The organism is Alcaligenes sp. GCM10023179 (assembly GCF_042653705.1).
GTDB lineage: Bacteria > Pseudomonadota > Gammaproteobacteria > Burkholderiales > Burkholderiaceae_B > Alcaligenes > Alcaligenes phenolicus.
The window spans coordinates 1,050,706-1,067,594 of the sequence record NZ_JBHSIQ010000001.1; the positions used below are offsets into that span (position 1 = coordinate 1,050,706).

The 16,889-nt window shown below is 52.8% G+C and carries 13 protein-coding genes, 3 tRNA genes and 1 pseudogene; 8 read left to right on the forward strand and 9 right to left on the reverse strand.

Annotated features, from left to right (window positions below; genetic code table 11):
- Positions 1–123: 123 nt before the first annotated feature.
- Entirely contained in the window at positions 124–648 is a 525-nt protein-coding gene (locus tag ACFPDR_RS04645; RefSeq protein ID WP_376910705.1) for a DinB family protein, read from the reverse strand.
- Positions 649–806: 158 nt separating this feature from the next.
- On the opposite strand from ACFPDR_RS04645, the gene ACFPDR_RS04650 reads away from it, so the two are divergent.
- From ACFPDR_RS04650 to ACFPDR_RS04680, 7 genes are all read left to right on the forward strand, one after another.
- Positions 807–1,322, forward strand: a complete 516-nt coding sequence (locus ACFPDR_RS04650; protein ID WP_060186383.1) for a MarR family winged helix-turn-helix transcriptional regulator — start codon at positions 807–809, stop codon at positions 1,320–1,322.
- A gap of 62 nt (positions 1,323–1,384) precedes the next feature.
- Positions 1,385–2,551: an MFS transporter gene (locus tag ACFPDR_RS04655; RefSeq protein WP_115633956.1), complete on the forward strand. Its 1,167-nt coding sequence runs from the start codon at positions 1,385–1,387 to the stop codon at positions 2,549–2,551.
- A 120-nt stretch (positions 2,552–2,671) separates the two neighbouring features.
- Positions 2,672–3,256: a hypothetical protein gene (locus ACFPDR_RS04660; protein WP_374697356.1), complete on the forward strand. Its 585-nt coding sequence runs from the start codon at positions 2,672–2,674 to the stop codon at positions 3,254–3,256.
- A gap of 216 nt (positions 3,257–3,472) precedes the next feature.
- Complete coding sequence (locus ACFPDR_RS04665; protein WP_009459745.1) at positions 3,473–4,072, forward strand: TetR/AcrR family transcriptional regulator; 600 nt, start codon at positions 3,473–3,475, stop codon at positions 4,070–4,072.
- Entirely contained in the window at positions 4,069–5,721 is a 1,653-nt protein-coding gene (locus ACFPDR_RS04670; protein WP_083053213.1) for an MFS transporter, read from the forward strand. Before ACFPDR_RS04665 ends, ACFPDR_RS04670 begins: the two co-directional genes overlap by 4 nt.
- A 15-nt stretch (positions 5,722–5,736) precedes the next feature.
- Entirely contained in the window at positions 5,737–6,921 is a 1,185-nt protein-coding gene (locus tag ACFPDR_RS04675) for an HlyD family secretion protein (protein WP_238441756.1), read from the forward strand.
- Entirely contained in the window at positions 6,918–8,324 is a 1,407-nt protein-coding gene (locus tag ACFPDR_RS04680; protein ID WP_376910709.1) for an efflux transporter outer membrane subunit, read from the forward strand. Before ACFPDR_RS04675 ends, ACFPDR_RS04680 begins: the two co-directional genes overlap by 4 nt.
- Positions 8,325–8,375: 51 nt before the next feature.
- Here the strand turns inward: ACFPDR_RS04680 and ACFPDR_RS04685 are convergent, their stop codons facing one another.
- The 7 genes and pseudogenes from ACFPDR_RS04685 to ACFPDR_RS04715 form a co-directional block, all read right to left on the reverse strand.
- Positions 8,376–10,226, reverse strand: coding sequence for an esterase/lipase family protein (locus tag ACFPDR_RS04685; RefSeq protein ID WP_376910710.1), 1,851 nt, complete (start codon positions 10,224–10,226; stop codon positions 8,376–8,378).
- Positions 10,227–10,530: 304 nt separating this feature from the next.
- Positions 10,531–11,343 (reverse strand): PIN-like domain-containing protein, encoded by an 813-nt coding sequence (locus ACFPDR_RS04690; protein WP_376910712.1) that lies wholly within the window; start codon positions 11,341–11,343, stop codon positions 10,531–10,533.
- A complete protein-coding gene (locus tag ACFPDR_RS04695; RefSeq protein ID WP_376910713.1) occupies positions 11,336–12,910 on the reverse strand; it encodes a DUF262 domain-containing protein in 1,575 nt (524 codons plus the stop codon). Before ACFPDR_RS04695 ends, ACFPDR_RS04690 begins: the two co-directional genes overlap by 8 nt.
- A gap of 279 nt (positions 12,911–13,189) precedes the next feature.
- Positions 13,190–14,413 (reverse strand): annotated as a pseudogene (locus ACFPDR_RS04700) (IS3 family transposase).
- A 97-nt stretch (positions 14,414–14,510) separates the two neighbouring features.
- Positions 14,511–14,586 (reverse strand) — tRNA-Gly (locus ACFPDR_RS04705).
- Positions 14,587–14,623: 37 nt separating this feature from the next.
- Positions 14,624–14,697 (reverse strand) — tRNA-Cys (locus tag ACFPDR_RS04710).
- A gap of 42 nt (positions 14,698–14,739) precedes the next feature.
- A tRNA-Gly gene (locus tag ACFPDR_RS04715) sits at positions 14,740–14,815 on the reverse strand.
- A 315-nt stretch (positions 14,816–15,130) separates the two neighbouring features.
- Between ACFPDR_RS04715 and murB the strand changes: the two genes are divergently transcribed.
- Positions 15,131–16,141, forward strand: coding sequence for a UDP-N-acetylmuramate dehydrogenase (gene murB / locus ACFPDR_RS04720; protein WP_137431162.1), 1,011 nt, complete (start codon positions 15,131–15,133; stop codon positions 16,139–16,141).
- On the opposite strand, the gene ACFPDR_RS04725 is transcribed toward murB, so the two are convergent.
- Positions 16,138–16,809 (reverse strand): GntR family transcriptional regulator, encoded by a 672-nt coding sequence (locus ACFPDR_RS04725; RefSeq protein ID WP_009459563.1) that lies wholly within the window; start codon positions 16,807–16,809, stop codon positions 16,138–16,140. The two genes, murB and ACFPDR_RS04725, sit on opposite strands and share 4 nt — an antisense overlap.
- Between the last annotated feature and the right edge of the window lie 80 nt (positions 16,810–16,889).

Genomic DNA, 16,889 nt, shown 5'->3' on the forward strand with positions numbered 1-16,889 from the left:
CAAGCAGGCTTTTTTATTGGAAGCGGATAGGTTGCTTGCTGCATCTCGGACACCGAGATCTTGTAGTCCTTGAGCTACAAGTACAGCGCTGTCGGTCTGCTTTGAGGCCTGCGGGCTACAAACTCAGGACACCAAAGCCAATAAATCAGTCACCCCAATATCGACACCTGCCTGATACAACAAGGTGCTGGCCTGACCGCGATGGTGAGTCTGGTGATTAAAAAAGTGCGTCACTAAAAGCGCAAAATCCTTCTCCATACTCTGGCCCGCCATATTGCTGTAGCGTAGCGTTTGGCCCAGTTGCTCCGGTGTCAGCGTGGCGGCCCAATCAATAATGATCCGGTCCAGCTTGTGACGGTACTGATCCAGTTCCGCCAAGGTGTCGAACAACTGCTGGTCCAGTGCGCGTGGCTTGGCAAATACGCCGATTTGCTCGCGCAAGGCGTGAGCATCAGGATGCTCGGCAAAGCGGTGCAGCCAGACGGTGTCCCCCACCGCAATGTGCATCATGGTCTTGAACAGCGAACCGAAGAAAGCCCCGCGTTCCTGATGCAAGTCCTGCGCTGAAAGACTGGCCGCCGCATCGTAAAGACGGCGGTTCATTTGGCTGTTATATGAAGCCATGCGGATGGCGGTTTGGGGTGTCATGTTTTTTCCAGGCCAAGGTTCAGTACAAGGATTATTTGATTAAAAGGAAGTATGGATCAAGACGGATCTGCTTCTTCAGACTTGTGCCTCATCAATTCACTTGACCCAAACATAAGTAGTCAGCTACATTTCAGCCATGATAATTATGTGGCAGCGTGATGTTTGAACTCAAAGACCTTCCTAGCTACGACACTCTGGTAAAGATGGGCGTCGAGTACCGCAACCCGGATGTGGATGGGTTGCAGGCTTGGCTTATCTGGGCTTCGGCTACCAGTGAAATGTTGTCGGCTTTTGAGGCCAATCTTGATCGCACTTCCGGTTTGTCGCAGACACAGTTTTTTGTGCTGATTCTGCTCAAACGCAATCCGGATGGCTTGAGCATTGGCACGCTGGCAGATGGGGTGTCGGTTACGTCGCAGACGATGACTCGCATTATTGATCGCATGGAAGTTGCCGGTTTATGTGATCGGGAGCAGCACCCTCAGGATCGTCGTGCCTGGTTGGTTCGCCTGACAGAGCATGGGGCCCAGGTTTTGGGTAAAGCCTTGCCGGCTCACTATGTGTGGGTTGCTGAGCTGATGAGTCATTTCGACGCGCAAGAACGCGATGTGCTTGTGCGCTTGATGCTCAAGCTCAATCAACAAGGCATCTTGCCCAAGACAAGCGGCGGCTGATTGTCGGCCGTTTTTTTTAAATAAATATGTAGCTTGCTGTATAACAGCTAAGAACATTTATCATGAAAGTATCTGCTAGTGATCCGCAAGCTGTCGGGACAGGTTTGCGTGCCTTGATGGTTGTCTGCGCTTTAGCGGTTGTTTCGCTGCTTTACCTGCCTTTGCCCATTCTTGGAGTCTTGAAGCAAAGCCATGGCATTGATGCGACGGGCATGGTGAGCAGTTTTGGGTTTGCCTACGCAGCCGGGTTTCTGATCTTTGGTCCCCTGTCCGATCGAGTGGGGCGTCGCAATGTTATGGTCGCAGGCCTGCTGGCCCTGGTGGGTGCGACGGTGGTGCTGGCCGTAGCAAGTACCTCCTGGTCCCTAATGGTCGGCCGTGTGTTGCAGGGCTTGGCGGCTTCTTCTTTCCCTCCCGTAGCGATTGCCTATCTGGCAGAGCGGGGTAGCCCACGTCAAAGGGTGTGGAGTGTGGCCTGGATGAGTACGGCATTTCTTTCCGCTGGTTTGCTGGGGCAGATTTATGGCGGACTGGTTGCTGGACCTTGGGGGCTGGCGGCTGCCTTTTGGCCGCTGTGTCTTGTATTCGCCTTGACGGCCTGGTGCCTGTGGAAGAAACCCGCTGATATGCAGGCGGGCCAAGGCTTAAGCGGATTTTTCAGCAATTACAAAGCCATAGGTGGCTTGTTGGCTGATGCACGACTGCGTCGTGTTTACCTGCCTGCATTCTTCCTGCTGATGTGTTTCGTTGCTTTCTACATGACTTTGGATAGCAAGCTCGGGATGCAATTTGCGCAGTTGGGAATGTCTCCTTTGATGACACGGGCTGTGGTGGCGCCTGCTTTTTTGATGCCCCTGCTGGTGGCTGTCGTGATGCCGAAGCTAGGGCCTCAGCGAACCTTATGCTCTGGATTAGCGTGTGCCGCTGCTGGCTTGGCCTTGAGTGCATGGGCAGGGGAAGAGCACCTGATGGCTTTGCTGGGTGCCAGTTTCCTGTTTGTGGCCGGGCTGGGCATCAGCGTTCCTAGCCTGATTGCCCGAGTGGCAGCAGTCAGCGATATCTCGGTGCGGGGATTGGCCGTGTCGCTCTACACCTTTGTGCTGTTTATTGGCGCAAGTCTGGGGCCATGGCTGGCTCAACAGACTGCGGATATGACTTTGGCCAGCACCTATTTGCTGCTTGCCGGTGTATTGGCCATCTGCGCGATCTACGCCGTTTTTTCCAACTAGGAGTTCACAACGATGCGAGTTCGTCTTCCCCTTTCTGCTGTGCTTGCTGTTGCAACGTTGCAAGCTGCCTGGGCTTTTCCTGTGCAGACACAGAACAGTCTTTCTACTACGGAGAATGTCATGAGTACCACAATCAACAATCCGGCTGCCGCCTTTGTTCCTGAGGCTTACGTTCAAGTGGCCCAGCGGGCTGTCAGCGTGGATGGTGAAGCCGTTGTATTGACTCGTTATGAGCGTGAAGATGGTCGAAATTCAGGTTTGGAAGGTGAGCACTTCAGCTCTGTAGTGTCTGAGTCCGGGCGGCTGAAGGGCTTTGCGCATATCTCTTTGGACCTGGTGGATCGGCCCTTGCCCAGCGCTGAACGTAGTGAGGCGATCGCTCGTGCTTTCTTGAAGGAGCATGCCCCTGACCTGTTGCCAAAAATGGAGATTCATTGGGTCGATACCCATGATGAGCCTATCCGTGTAGAGCGGAATGGTCGTACCGAAACAGTGGCCTTGACCGGTATGAAAGTGAAGGCGCGCAACCTGGAGGATCGCCTGTGGTTCTGGGTCATTGTTGGGCCGGATGAGCAGCCCATGGTGTTCGAGCGCGACATTACCTGGGTTACTTTCCCTGGTCATCGCAAGACAGAGAAGTGGCTGCATGATGGTTGGCTGAAGCAGCAAAAGACGGATTTTGCTAAGGGCACCAAAGGTGTTTAAGCTGCTTCCAGGGAGTATTTGACGCTACGTTGACAAGGCCCCGGTTCCGGTTTGGAAGGCCTTTGTGCAAGCGCAGTTTTAGCCGTTCAGGCCAAGACCGCGCGTGTTGGATTCAAGCCTTCCTCAGCTTTTATTTCATATATGGAATATCGTTTCTTACAGCTTTTTTAGCTTGATGCCTTTTTAAGCGGACAAAACTGTCCGTATAATTTCGGAATGAAAAACCGGAATTTACCTAATCGTTCTGATGCCTTGGAACGCCGGGAACTGTTGCTGGACGCGGCTAACACGGTCTTTAGCAAGTGTGGTGTCACGGCCCCTTTGGATCAGGTTGTGTCGCAGGCAGGGGTAGGACGGGCGACGCTCTATCGCAATTTCCCTGATCGGGCTGCCTTGATGGAGGCGTTGCTGATACGGGCAGCAGACCGGATTGAAGAGCGCTTCTTAAGCAAGCGCAAAGGCAATGCTCAGGATTTCAAGGTCTTGATGCAGGTGCTGGCAGGGTTCGCGCTGGAGTCGGCTCCCATGTCCGATTACTGGAAAGCGATTGATCCCAATCACCCCACCATTGTGGGGGTGCGTGCCCGTTTGGTTGATCTGGCGCGCGAACCCTTGGCAATGGGGCAGGCTGCCGGGCAGTGCAACCCGGCCTTGCAGCCCACGGACATTCCCTTGTTGATTGGCATGCTGGCTGCCAGCTTGCGGGGGCGCACGGACAAGGAAAGGCTGCTGTTCGTAAAACGCTCGCTGAAGTTCTTGTGTGAAGGCGTGTTGTTGCAGGTGGACCGTAATGCTCCTGATTGGGAGCCTGAATGAGTCAGTACATCAAGCCGCACCCGCATTGGGAAGACCATGAAAAGCCCTTCATGCCGGGCTCGCCATCGGCACCTCATCATGAATCGCATATCCGTGTGGCTTATGGTCTGGTTGCGATTCTGGTTGGTTTGACAGGTGGTTTGGGTAATGCCCTGGTGTCGGTGAATTTGCCGACGCTGCAAGGGGAGCTGGGGTTGACGCCCTCCGAGGCAGCCTGGTTGCCCGCAGCCTATGCCATGGTCAATATCACCGCCAATCTGCTGGTGTTCAAGTTCAGGCAGCAATATGGCATGCGCCTGTTTGCCGAGATAGGCCTGGGTTTGTATGCCGTTCTGGCTTTGCTTCATTTATCCATTAATAGTGCTGAATCGCTGATTTTTCTGCGTGGTGCCAGCGGGTTTTCTGGTGCGGCGGCCAGCACCCTGGGCGTCTTGTACATGCTGCAAGCTTTCCCCAGACGCCTGCTAGGTAAGGCTTTGGTGCTGGGAGTGAGTATCACGCAAATGGCGACGCCCTTGGCCTGGGTGCTGTCGCCGTCCTTGATAGAGCTGGGGAATTGGCACGGCCTGTATAGCTTTGAGGCGGGCATGGCCTTGTGCTCCTTTGCGGCAGTAGTGCTGCTGAAGTTGCCCCCCGGCTATCAGATCAAGGCGTTTGAAAAACTGGACTTCCTGGCTTTTGCCTTGTTTGCTCCGGCTGCCGGTTTGCTGATCGCATTCTTGACGCAAGGCTATATCCGCTGGTGGTTCAACGACACAAGCCTGGCCTGGATGGCGATGGCGTCCTTGTTCCTGTTCACCGTCTGTTCGTTTCTGGAATATCACCGCGTCAATCCTTTGCTGAAAGTGCGGTGGTTGGCGCAGGGTTCCACCATTTACTTTGCCGTCGGGGCCATGATTTTGCGCTTCATCACGACCGAGCAGAACTACGGCATGGTTAATATGCTGCGCAGTTTGGGCATGGGCTCGGAGCAGATGCAGCCTTTGTTCTGGGTGGTGTTTGTGGGCATTGTGTGCGGGATTGTGCTCAGCGCCGTCACTTTTGGGCCCAAGACGATTCTGGTACAGGTGTTTGCCGCGATTTTGCTGATTGGCGTGTCCAGCTTCATGGATTTTGGGCGTACCAGTCTGGACCGCCCGCAGGATTTTTTCTATAGCCAGTTCGTGCTGTCCATTGGCGCGGGCATGTTCATGGGACCTTTGGTGATGATTGGCTTCAAGCAAGCCTTCAAGTATGGCCCTGACCATATCGTGACTTTTATTGTGCTGCTCAATGTCACTCAGACTTTGGGCGGATTGATGGGCACCGCGACCTTGAGCACGTTTCAGCAGCAGCGCCAGCAGCATCATTACGCGGCCATTGTCAGCCATGTGAATGTGGCTGAGCCTTTGGTGGCCAATCGTCTGAAACAGCAGCAACAGGCGGTGGGGCCAATGGTGACTGATCCCATGTTGAGGGCGGCGACGGGCACGGCTCAGTTGGCACAGATTGCCCGCCGCGAGGCCAGTGTCAGGGCGTACAACGATGTTTTTCTGTTGATTGGCATTCTGGCGACGGGCTTTTTGCTGTGGCCCGTGTTGCTGGCCGCTGGCCCCGCTATTCAGTCCAGACGAGCGCAAGCCGCTGCTGGCACTTCTTCGAATTCTTAAACCTGGTCCGTATTTATGAGTCAAGACACTTCATCTGAAAATCAGGATCGCAATAGTGAGCTTGCCGCGCCGACAGACTCGGATAACGATGGCAAGCTGGGTCCGAATACTGAACCTTCTCTGCCGCCCAAGATCATCAAACCCAGCAAACGCAGTGTCATTGCGATGGCCTTTGTATTGTTGGGAGGTTTGCTGTTGATCTTGTGGGCTTGGAACCTGGGGCCGTTCAACACCACTCGCGTCACTACCGACAACGCCTATGTACGTGGGCAGATGACGGTGCTGGCACCGCAGGTAAGCGGTTATGTGTCCGAGGTATTGGTGCAGGACTTTGAGCGAGTTCAGGCGGGCCAGCCTTTGGTGCGCATTGATGAGCGCATTTATAAAGAAAAACTGCATCAGGCGCAGGCTCAACTGGATGCGGCTTTGGCTGAGTTGGCGAATCTGGATCAAGCCCAAGCACAGAACCGCGCCAGCCTGGATGCTCGCAAGGCGGCCTTGGTGTCTGCTCAGGCTGAAGCCCGTCGCTCCGAGGCGGATCGTAATCGTGCCAGGGAATTGGCAAACAAAGGTTCGATCTCGGTGCGAGAGCGAGATCAGGCTGTAGCGACTGCCGAGCTGGGGCGCGGCAATATGCTGCAAGCCAAGGCAAACATTGCGATTGCCGAAGAAACCATCAAGTCCACCGAGGTGGCTCGGGCGACCTTGCAGGCCAAGGTGAAATCCGCTGAAGCCGCCTTGGGTTTGGCTCGCATCGATATGGATAACACCGTGGTGACCGCGCCCGCAGCCGGTCAGATCAGCGAAGCGTCTGTGCGTCAGGGGCAGTATGTGACGGCAGGTTCGCAACTGCTGTTTCTGGTGCCGGATACCCGTTGGGTAGTGGCGAACTTCAAGGAAACGCAGACGGCGGGTATTCATGTGGGGCAGTTGGCCCGATTCACCGTTGATGGTCTGGATGGCACAGAGTTTCAAGGTCATGTAGAGCGTATTGCCCCGGCCACGGGCTCCGAGTTTTCTGTGCTGCGCGCGGATAATGCCAGTGGCAACTTCACCAAGGTTGTTCAGCGCTTGCCGGTACGCATTGCTATCGATGCGGATCAGCCCGGTATGGAGCGTTTGCGACCCGGCATGTCCGTGATTGCCAAGGTGGATATTTCCGATAAGCCTGATCAAACAAAACAGGAGCATGAACAATGACCCTGTCTGCAAGAACGTATGGCATGGCCTTGTTAAGTGCTGCGGCGCTGTTGTCCGGCTGTATGCCTGCTTACCGGGTCGCACCCGAGCAGGCGCAGGTAACCGTGCCGTCCGGGTGGATAGGGGCATCCTCTGAAGGCACAGTCGTTGATTCGGCCTGGTGGAAAGCCTTTAACGATCCCGGCTTGAGTGCACTTGTAGAAGCTGCCTTGGCACGTAATAACGATATCTTGAGTGCTGCTACCCGGATCGAACAGGCAAGGGCGGCCGTGCAGCTGGCGGATTCGTCCTTGGGCCCTTCCTTGTCCTTTGACACAGGCGTGCATGCAGAGCGGGCCCTGGGGCCTGGCGGTATGGCAATCAGCCGTGCGGTACAGCCTGCCGTGCAATTGAATTGGGAGCTGGATCTATGGGGGCGCTTGAGTTCGCAGGCGAAAGCGGCTGAACTCAAACTGTCTGCTACGCAGGCGGATTATGATGCCATTGCCTTGAGCGTCGCCTCCGAGACAGCACGTACCTATATTGCCTTGCTGGGTCTGGATGCACAGTTGCAGCAGGCCAAGGCCACCTCTACCTCCCGGACAGAAGCCTTGCGCCTGGCGCAGGAAAAGTTTGATGCGGGCTATATCTCCCAGCTGGAGTTGACCCAGGCCCAGTCCGAGCTGGAAGCGGTAGCGCAGCATATTCCACAGCTGGAATTGGCGATTAGCCGTCATCACAACTCTTTGCGCCTCTTGTCCGGGGAATTGCCTGCGGCTTATGAACAGAGCGCCAGTTCCACCTTGTCGGCTTTAGAGCTGCCTGCACCGGGCTCTGGCTTGCCGTCCGAGCTGCTACGCCGCCGTCCTGATATTGCGCGAGCAGAGCTCGGTTTGGCTTCCAAGGACGCGTCCATGGCAGCCAGCCGGGCTGCCTTTTTGCCGCAGGTTTCCTTGTCGGCACGGGCAGGGGCTTTGTACGTCAGCGCCTTGAGTTATGACCCGACCAAGATCTGGAGTTTGGGTGGCAGCATTCTGGCACCAATTTTTGACCGTGGTCGTTTGCAGGCGCAGTTTGATTCTGCAACAGCCCAGCGCGATGAGGCGGCCTTTGCGTATCGCGGCGTTGTTTTGACGGCCTTTTCCGAAGTGGAAAACGCCTTGGCGGGCCAGCGTCGTTTTGCGGAAGAGTTAAGCCACGTGACCGCGCGTCGGGACGTCTTGAAGCGCTCCTTGGAACACGCCCGCAATCGCTATGAGGCTGGCTATGCGTCTTATCTGGAACAACTAGATGCGCAGCGGAATCTGTACGAGGCAGAAAACCAGGTCATCGCCGTGCGGGAAAACCAGTTGCAGAATATGGTGGATCTGTACAAGGCGCTGGGTGGCGGCTGGGATTATGAAAAGGCGATGAAGCGGGAGTAACTTGAAAGAGTCGGTAGAGGGGCCCTGTCAGGTGGAGCATGTGTTTTGCTGCTACTGCTCCCGCAAAATCCGCCGAATTTCCAGAATTGCCTCGGGCGTCTCCTGCACACTGTGGGAGAACGGAATCACCAGCTCCGACGTCGCGCCGGGCAGATGAGAGCTTTGATAAGGCACCAGCCCATCGTCCGAATACAGCAGGTCTTTTTTGGGCGTGTCGTTGGCGATAATGCTGTGATACCGCACTTGCGTGGAGATCGGCATTTTGGAGGTGATCTGCATGAATGGATCGCTGTCGCGCAGGCTTTCCACGCCATTGGGCAGGATCAGCATCTCGTCTTTGGCGGGCGTATTGCCAACCGCCACCTGGCTAAGTTTGTTGAGTTGAGTCACCACCGTAACCGGCAAGGTAATCAGTGCTGCCGCCAAGCGTGAAATACGATTTCCTGCAAACGGCGTGCCCTTGTGAGGCGCAGCAATAAAGATGGCTGTCGTCACGCCGGGCAGGGGAGAGAAGTGCACCACATTGCCAAACTCCTGATTCATTCTGGCAATGCTGACATCATCCATTTGATAACGGTCGCGGGCCGCGTCTTCCAGCAGATTATCGGACGAGGACACCAGCAAACGTCCCAGTACACCGCCCATGCTATGACCGATCACCACAATATTGTTCGAGGCGATAGCCTTCCTGTCCGGGTCAAAATGCCGGAAGGTTTCTGTCAGGGCTTTGCGAATCTCGGCATTGTTGTAGGGCAGGGGCAGATTGGTTGGATAGTAGACCTGCCAGATCTGATAGCGATCCCGTAATTCCTCATCGCCCAGCACCTCATTGGCGACGTTAATCCAGGCTTCCGGGCTGCTGGCCAGGCCGTGTAGCATGATGATGACGCGGCGATTCGGGTCATAGGGTTGCAGCAGGAACACATGCGGGGATTCAATACCACCGTCCCGTCCCAGGACGGTGCGCAAAGCCTGGGTCGAGAAGTCCGAGCGCGCCAGCCATAGCCCGTAGGCAGAGGTGTAATTGGCCGCCAAGGGCACTTGCACGTCTTTCAGCTTGACGCTGGTTTGCTGGTACGGATCGTAGCCAATAATGGTGGCGTCGCGAGTTTGCAGAACCTGGGACAGGGTTTCGCCGGGGAAAGTAATAATCCCCGTCACTGCCTGGAAGGGCGGCTCGCTATAAGTGCTTTGAAAGCTGTTCGGCGTGACATCCTTTGACTCGTTCACGACCACCATCTCGGCTCCAAAACCGTCGCGCCGATAAATGCTGCGCACCCCGCGGAATGTTAATTGGGAGGCCGGAATCAGCTCATGGGGCTGAGGGGCGGCGGCATCGCGTACCTGGGACAGATCACCACGAATACGCCACCGACCAATCTCGATAGTTTTCTGGAAGGCGTAGCTGGTGTCGTGATACTTGGCAAACAGCAGCATGGTCGCTTGCTGTACCGCGTAGTTGTAGTAGTCACGCACCTGGGTCTGGCGGTCTTCAAATGCCCGGTCTCCTGGCCTGCGATCCGTGAAGAACAGATAGGCGTAGGCATAGCGGGCGCTTTGCAGATAGGCATCGAACAGCTCGGTCGAGAAGTCTGGCCGGGCATTGCGCCGACCTTGCAAGCGCAAGGCCTCTTGCGTCCAGATCTCGGCCAAGGTGGCCATGCGCTGCTCGGTGTCCAGATTCCACAGCTCTGTCAGCCTGGAAGAGCAGTGGGGAATATCTTTAGCACATTGCTCGGGCGCGATAGCCAGACTGGTCAGCGTATCGCGTGCGGAGGCGCTGAGTTTATTAGTGGTAAGAATGTCGCCACGGCGTTGGGCAATGTAGTCCTCGGTGCTGACAGTGGCGATTTTGACGCCGGCGCAGCCTGTTAAAGCCAGTGATGCTAAAGCAACTGCCACCACCTTGCCATTTTCCTTTGAATGGCCCAGCACGAGTGCTGTTAAATGAACGAATGTAGAGCGCATTGACCTTGAGTTAGGCTGTTTTGAGGAAGGGAAAGTAGACGAAATCATCTCTTTTGAGGGCAGCTGGAGGGCGCGCGTCTTGCAATAAACCCGTCAACCCATAATGAGTTGGAGCAAGTTTATTATTCGTTAGTTTTATATGTGGTTAGAGAGTCTGGATTTGATGTTGGGTTTTAATTTTATAGTAACTATTTGATTATATTGCTTCTATATGGTTTTTTAAAATGATTTATTTTATTTAACTTTTATTGATGGCATTCCATAGTTTTTCTAGGTTCCATATTTCAAGTGAAATATTAAATGTAGCTTGAATTTCTGCCGTTAATATGGGGTGGGCAATGCCGTTTCTACTCCAATCAATTTTTTGATCATTCGTTAAAAATACAATATGGTTAAATTCTTTATTTAACTCTTTTTCTTTCAGTAGTCCAAACAAAAATTCGGCCCATATGTAAAAATCTCCATGTCCATCATCTTTAAATCCAGGGGGGGTGCGAGTGCGTTTTCGATTTTCTGCGATGCGGTGAAAACGCTCACGAGGTATATATGTTACGTTAGCACGCCCCCGAAGCATTTCTAGCAGGCTCAATGTTGAGCGGATTGTTTTTTCTTCATAGATATACCCATAGTCATTCTCAAAAGAATCGAAGGTTTTTTCAAATTCTCTGTAAAAGCTGTTGAAGTCTTCAGAAATTTTTTCTGTCTCTGATTTTAATGTATCAAATTTCTTTTTCAGTGAGGCTGAAACTGTATCAACCACGTATAGCTGATTGTTCCAAAATTCTTGGATAGATTGCCCGGGAAGAATAAGTGGAGCAGTATGGGATGTATTGAAATAGTCAATAATATCTTCTATGTTTTTATGTTTTGAAAGCCTTAAAAACACATTGGCATCAATTCCTATTGCTGTTTTATTTAAATTTATGCTTTCTGGTGCTGATTTATGATTTATTGCCGTTGCTAATGCTCCTAAGCTGTCTATTTTGATTTTTCTATCCAAAATGTTTTCCAGAAGCGCTAGTAGCTTAGTTTCATTGTAGTGTTCAGTCATACCACACTCTAGTTGCTGATTTCGATAGGATTTTGCCCATGTCCTCAATCGACTCAGAATCCCAGAAAGCATATTCTTCAATCCTTTTAGTTAGCTCACCAGTAATTCCGTGTTTAAGCAATGTTTCTCTCGTACCTGGCCAGTCAACTGCCGCTTGTGGACGTTTGTCCAAGGTAGAAAGAAATGTATTTCCTAGCGTGCTCCCCCAAAAAGAGGCATCTTCTTCGCTAAAACGCTCCCATAGCGGCCCTTGACGTGGAAAGATGTAGTGAAGAGTGCCTTGCATTATTGGGGTGGTTGTTAACTCTACTATAGAGTGTCTTAAAAAAGACATAACAGCTTTGTTAAAAGAGCGACGATGAATTTGGTCACTAAAATCTTTTGACGATGGATTTAGTTCCGTAAGCTCTTGTTCAGCTGCTTTCCAGTTTTTTTCTTCGGTCACTAACCGCGCAGCTTCTCCAAATTTGCGTTCTACGTTACCTGTTCCGAGATTGCCAACGACTATTCGTCTAACCACTAATTTAAGGATATATTGCATGCCATCGATAGAATTGTCTGTCGCTGCGATGGCAAGTAATATCGGGCGAACTGAAATTACACCTAGACTATTTAGTGATGCGAATATTTTGAGTGTTTCAGAACATGCTGGCCCGGGAAGTGAGGGGTCTATCATCTGCATATAGAGAGGCAGATGTTTTTCAAGCGTTTGCATGAGCTGAACGGGGGATGGTGCTTTGCGAGTTGAGTGGGTAGGCCGTTGTGCTAGAAAATCATAAAGATCTTTTGGCAAAATGTGACCTGCTTCCACTGTGACAGCATGGCGAATGAATTGGACGAAGTTGTTGGTGCCGGTTGCGGAAAACTGACGAGCCATCGTTTGCCATTCAGCGTATCTATCTTCCCGCTGACTTTTTGGAGTTTGGCTCAGGATATAGTTTTTTAGCAAGTCTGCGGTGGTAAGCTCCAAACCTCGGGTATTAATCACTTCAAACACTCTGTAGGCCGAAGCGGGATCTGGGTGTGTAAATACGGCGAAATACAACTTGTTTGTAATGAAATCCGTCCATAAGCCTAAGCGCTTGAATGGGTCTTGACTCAAGTCATTTTTGAGATTTGTACGTAAATACTCAAAGGCGCGCTGCATCCGCGCAGACAAGGATTCTTCTTCATTTATACGGGGACTGGACCCAACTCCATCGGCTAGTATTTTTTGAAGTGTCTCGTTATCACTCTTATCAGACAAGATGACTCGCGGATTTGTTTCATCTGTTTCGTAGTCTATTGATCGTAAGAAATCCGCTTGTATTCTTTCTGCTAATGCTCTACGGCCTCTAGCAATGGCTTCGTGATATAAAGCCGCAGCAAGTAATGTTAGCGTCAGAATTCGTTGTTGTCCGTCTACCACCTGCTTCGTCGCACCTTCCTCAGTTAGGATGACCAATCCAAGGAAATAGGACTCTTCTCCGAGAGCATTTTTTAGGTCTAACCAGAAATCGGATACTTCATCGTCTAGCCATGAATATTCACGCTGGTAGTGCGGAATCTCAAAGCGAGAATTCGACATCAGCGCGCCGGCAGTGGTGGCTGAAGCATTTATCGGGGTTGGCAAAGTAGCACCTTAAAGAAAGTGAGTTGACTCTCCGATGATAGCAGAGTGTAATTTGCTAGAGGAGGTGCGATATCTACGTATAATACGGCTACTTTGACCTGAAGAGTCAGTGGCTTTAAGGGCTTGGTGGTTATTTCAATTAGAGAGAAAGTAACTGAGTGTCGAGCTCTCGCTGTAAGCCCTTTACTAGCAAGCAGGCTGGGCTTGTCCAGTCCTAAAATAGGTTGACAGGTTTTACTGCACTAACAACGCCTGATGCACTGCATCAGGCGTTTTGTATTTCAAGGCGGTATGAGGTCTTTCCTGGTTATAGATACGCACCGATTGAGCCACTATTTTGCTGGCCTGGGCTAGATCGGCAGGACGATTGAGCAAGAACTCCCCCTCCAGAATGCCGTTGACCCGTTCAGCCAAGGCGTTTTGGTAACAGTCATAGCCGTCCGTCATGGAGCACACCAGGCCATGACGACGATGAAGGGCTTGATAGTGGACTTGAGCAGTATTGAATTCCACGATCAGAATGATGAATCAAGGCCGTACGAGTATGACGACTCCGCACCGCTATGTTCAAGGCTCGGCTGACCTCTTCGGCCTGCAAGCTGGCAGGGACATGGTAGCCCACGATTTTGTGGGACCAGGCATCGGTGATCAAGCTCAGGTACGCACACTTGCTGCGCGTGGGCAGGTACGTAATGTCAGCCACCCAGACCTGCTTGGGCCCGGTGGGCTCCACTTGGTGGGGAGCTTCTTTGAGCAGATTGGGATGACGCCAGAAACGATGATGACTCTGTGTGGTCTTGTGGTAGGCCCGCTGGGGTGGCACAAGCAAATGTGCCTTACGCAGAATCGCAAACAAGCGATCCCCTGCTATGGGGTAAGCAAGGCGGGTACGAAGTACATGATGCAGCTTGCGCGTGCCCAGGCGAGGTTGATGCAGCCGGATCGGCTGCATCAACTCAATCACCTGCTGGGCCTAGCGCGTAGCGGTCCGCTCTCGCTGGCACCGCTGGTAATACGCTTGGCGACTGATGCCGATAAAGCGGCAAGCTCTCTGGATGCTCAGTCCGGGGACTTGACCACCACCGATAGCTTGCCCGAGGACTTTTTTACCGTGATCCCGTGCTCGTCTCGCATGATCTCGATGACCTTCTCAAACAGGGCCGACTTCAGCTTTTCATCGTGCGGTTGCTTCTCCAGCTCTTTAATACGCTGCTCGGGGGTTAACGGCTTGTTTGATGTACTGGGCATGGCCGCTCCGGGCTTGCGTCGGCCTCGGGGCGAGGTCCAGTCCTGCAAGCCGTGTTTACGGCACCATACTAAAACGGTCGAGCAACCTTGAATACCATAGTGTTGCTGAGCTTGCTTGTAGCTCAGCTTGCCTTGTTCAACTTGCTCAACAACACGAAATTTAAAAGCCAGGCTGTAATCGCGCTGGCTACGGCGGATTCCTTGTCCCAATTGACTCTCCTTCAAGAAAGGGAAAAAGTGTCAATGTAATTCAGGACGGGTCACGGAAAAGAAAAAAGCCCAAACCGAAGTTTGGGCTTTTTGAATTTGGAGCGGGAGACGAGTCTCGAACTCGCGACCTCAACCTTGGCAAGGTTGCGCTCTACCAACTGAGCTACTCCCGCATTTTTTACTGCACTACCGACTTGTGACCAGAATTACTGGAGGCGCAAGCCGGAATCGAACCGACCTAGACGGATTTGCAATCCGCTGCATAACCACTCTGCCATTGCGCCGTGGTCGATTAAAAAGGGAAGCCTAGGCTTCCCTTAGGAATCTGGAGCGGGAGACGAGTCTCGAACTCGCGACCTCAACCTTGGCAAGGTTGCGCTCTACCAACTGAGCTACTCCCGCATTTTGCTGTGCAGATTGAATCTGTTTTCAGCGTTTTACTTATTAGCTATTGCTTATTAAGTAAAGAAAGCTAGTTTAGAGTGGCTATCTTTGTTTGTCAAGCGTTTTTGATATTTTGCTTAAGCTTTTTATCAGTACTGCCTAACGAACTAGCCTGCCTTCAAACTGCTTTTTGCTGCGAAACCGACGCTGCGCTAAGCAAGAACGTAACTATAGACTGCAGCAAAGAAGCTTGTCAATAGATTCTGTAAATTTTTCCGGAAAATTGTCTGTCCGAGCTATGCTTACTGCTTTCTTTGATGGTGGGACAGGGCCGTGGACAGGCAGCGTAATGTGGATTTGAGCTCTTTTAATACCTTGGGTTTGGGCAGCCGCGCGCGCGACCTGGTGGTGTATGACAATGTTACCCAGCTGCCTGCCTTGCAAGCGCTGGTGGAGCAGGGGGAGCGTATCTTTGTGCTGGGCGGTGGCAGCAATGTGGTGCTGGCCGAGCACGTTGATGCCCTGGTGATCAAGGTAGAAAGCAAAGGGATCTGTTTACTGCAAGAGCGGGACGATGCCTATATTGTGGAGGCGCAGGCGGGTGAATGCTGGCATGATTTTGTGCAGTATTGTTTGAATCAAGGCTGGCCCGGTCTGGAGAACCTGGCTTTGATTCCCGGTACGGTAGGTGCTGCGCCTGTACAAAATATTGGTGCTTATGGCTTGGAGCTGGAGCAGCGGGTGCACAGTGTACTGGCCTGGAGTTTTAAGGAAGGCAAAGAGGTGGAACTGTCTGCGGCCGAGTGTGGCTTTGCTTATAGAGACAGTCGCTTCAAGCACGACCCGGCCGGGAGCTGGTTGATTCTGGCGGTGCGCTTTGCCTTGCCGCGTCAGTGGAAGCCGGTGCTGGAGTACCCCGATCTTAATAAGCAAGCTCATTTGGCGGGGGAGCCAGACCCTCAACGTATTTTTGATGCGGTTTGCCAGATTCGCCGTCAAAAATTGCCTGACCCTCGTGTCTTGGGTAATGCGGGCAGTTTCTTCAAGAATCCCCTTGTGCAGACCGAGCAGCGTGATGCCTTGAAGCAGCAATGGCCCAATCTGGTTTCTTATGAAGTTGGACAGGGCCAATGCAAACTAGCGGCGGGCTGGTTGATTGACCAGTGTGGCTGGAAAGGCAAGCGTGATGGTGCCGTGGGCGTGCACGATCGCCAGGCTTTGGTGCTGGTGAATCATGGTGGCGGAACTGCGCATGATATTGAACGCCTGGCCCAGGCGATTCGGGGTTCTGTTCGGGAACGCTTCGGCGTGGAGTTGGAACAAGAGCCCGTTATTGTCAATTAAACATCGACCGCGCCCCACCATCGCAGAGTTTGTGCCAGATGGTGGCGCACGGCTTCCATGGCCGCTTCGGGGTTTCCTGCCTGTAGCGTATCCAGAATCTGTAAATGCTCCTTCATGGCGGGCACAATGCGCTCGGGTAATGGGCGGCGCGAGTGCTGCAGAACATTGATGCGATCACAGTTCTCTTCGTAGATCGTCATGGCCGAGCGGTTCTGCAGCGCTTGAGCCAGATAGCGATGCAAGGCCCAGTCCACTTCCATGGCCTGAATCTGCAAAGCGGTGGTAACAAGGCCGCTTTGTGCCTGCTCCAGAATCTTCTCGTGTTTGTCCCGCAAGCTCTCCAATGCGGGCTGCTTGGCACAGCTAGCCAGTATCCTGGCCCCCTCCTGATCAAAGACACAGCGCAGTTGGAAGCATTCCCGCAGCGCTTCCGTGGTTGCCTCCAGAACCAGCACTCCCCGCTTGGGCAGGATGGACACCAGCCCGGCAGCCGCCGCGCGCTTGACCGCTTCACGCACTGGGGCCAGAGGGAAGTCGCTTAATTTCATCAGCTCCGCCATCGACACCATCTGCCCCGCGCGAACCTGCCCTGTAGCCAATAAATGACGAAATGCCTGAAACGCCTGGGTGGCCAGCAAAGTGTCATCAGAGGAGGAGGGAATACTCATTTGGCGTCTCCGGTTTGTACTTGTAGGGGTTTTTACGACTGCTTGTGCATATTCGATTTTAATTATATTCGGTATTTCAT

Coding starts and splice junctions, on each gene's coding strand:
- ACFPDR_RS04645 (WP_376910705.1), bottom strand. CDS start 648: ATGACACCCCAAACCGCCATCCGCATGGCTTCATATAACAGCCAAATG.
- ACFPDR_RS04650 (WP_060186383.1), top strand. CDS start 807: ATGTTTGAACTCAAAGACCTTCCTAGCTACGACACTCTGGTAAAGATG.
- ACFPDR_RS04655 (WP_115633956.1), top strand. CDS start 1,385: ATGAAAGTATCTGCTAGTGATCCGCAAGCTGTCGGGACAGGTTTGCGT.
- ACFPDR_RS04660 (WP_374697356.1), top strand. CDS start 2,672: ATGAGTACCACAATCAACAATCCGGCTGCCGCCTTTGTTCCTGAGGCT.
- ACFPDR_RS04665 (WP_009459745.1), top strand. CDS start 3,473: ATGAAAAACCGGAATTTACCTAATCGTTCTGATGCCTTGGAACGCCGG.
- ACFPDR_RS04670 (WP_083053213.1), top strand. CDS start 4,069: ATGAGTCAGTACATCAAGCCGCACCCGCATTGGGAAGACCATGAAAAG.
- ACFPDR_RS04675 (WP_238441756.1), top strand. CDS start 5,737: ATGAGTCAAGACACTTCATCTGAAAATCAGGATCGCAATAGTGAGCTT.
- ACFPDR_RS04680 (WP_376910709.1), top strand. CDS start 6,918: ATGACCCTGTCTGCAAGAACGTATGGCATGGCCTTGTTAAGTGCTGCG.
- ACFPDR_RS04690 (WP_376910712.1), bottom strand. CDS start 11,343: ATGACTGAACACTACAATGAAACTAAGCTACTAGCGCTTCTGGAAAAC.
- ACFPDR_RS04695 (WP_376910713.1), bottom strand. CDS start 12,910: ATGTCGAATTCTCGCTTTGAGATTCCGCACTACCAGCGTGAATATTCA.
- ACFPDR_RS04725 (WP_009459563.1), bottom strand. CDS start 16,809: ATGAGTATTCCCTCCTCCTCTGATGACACTTTGCTGGCCACCCAGGCG.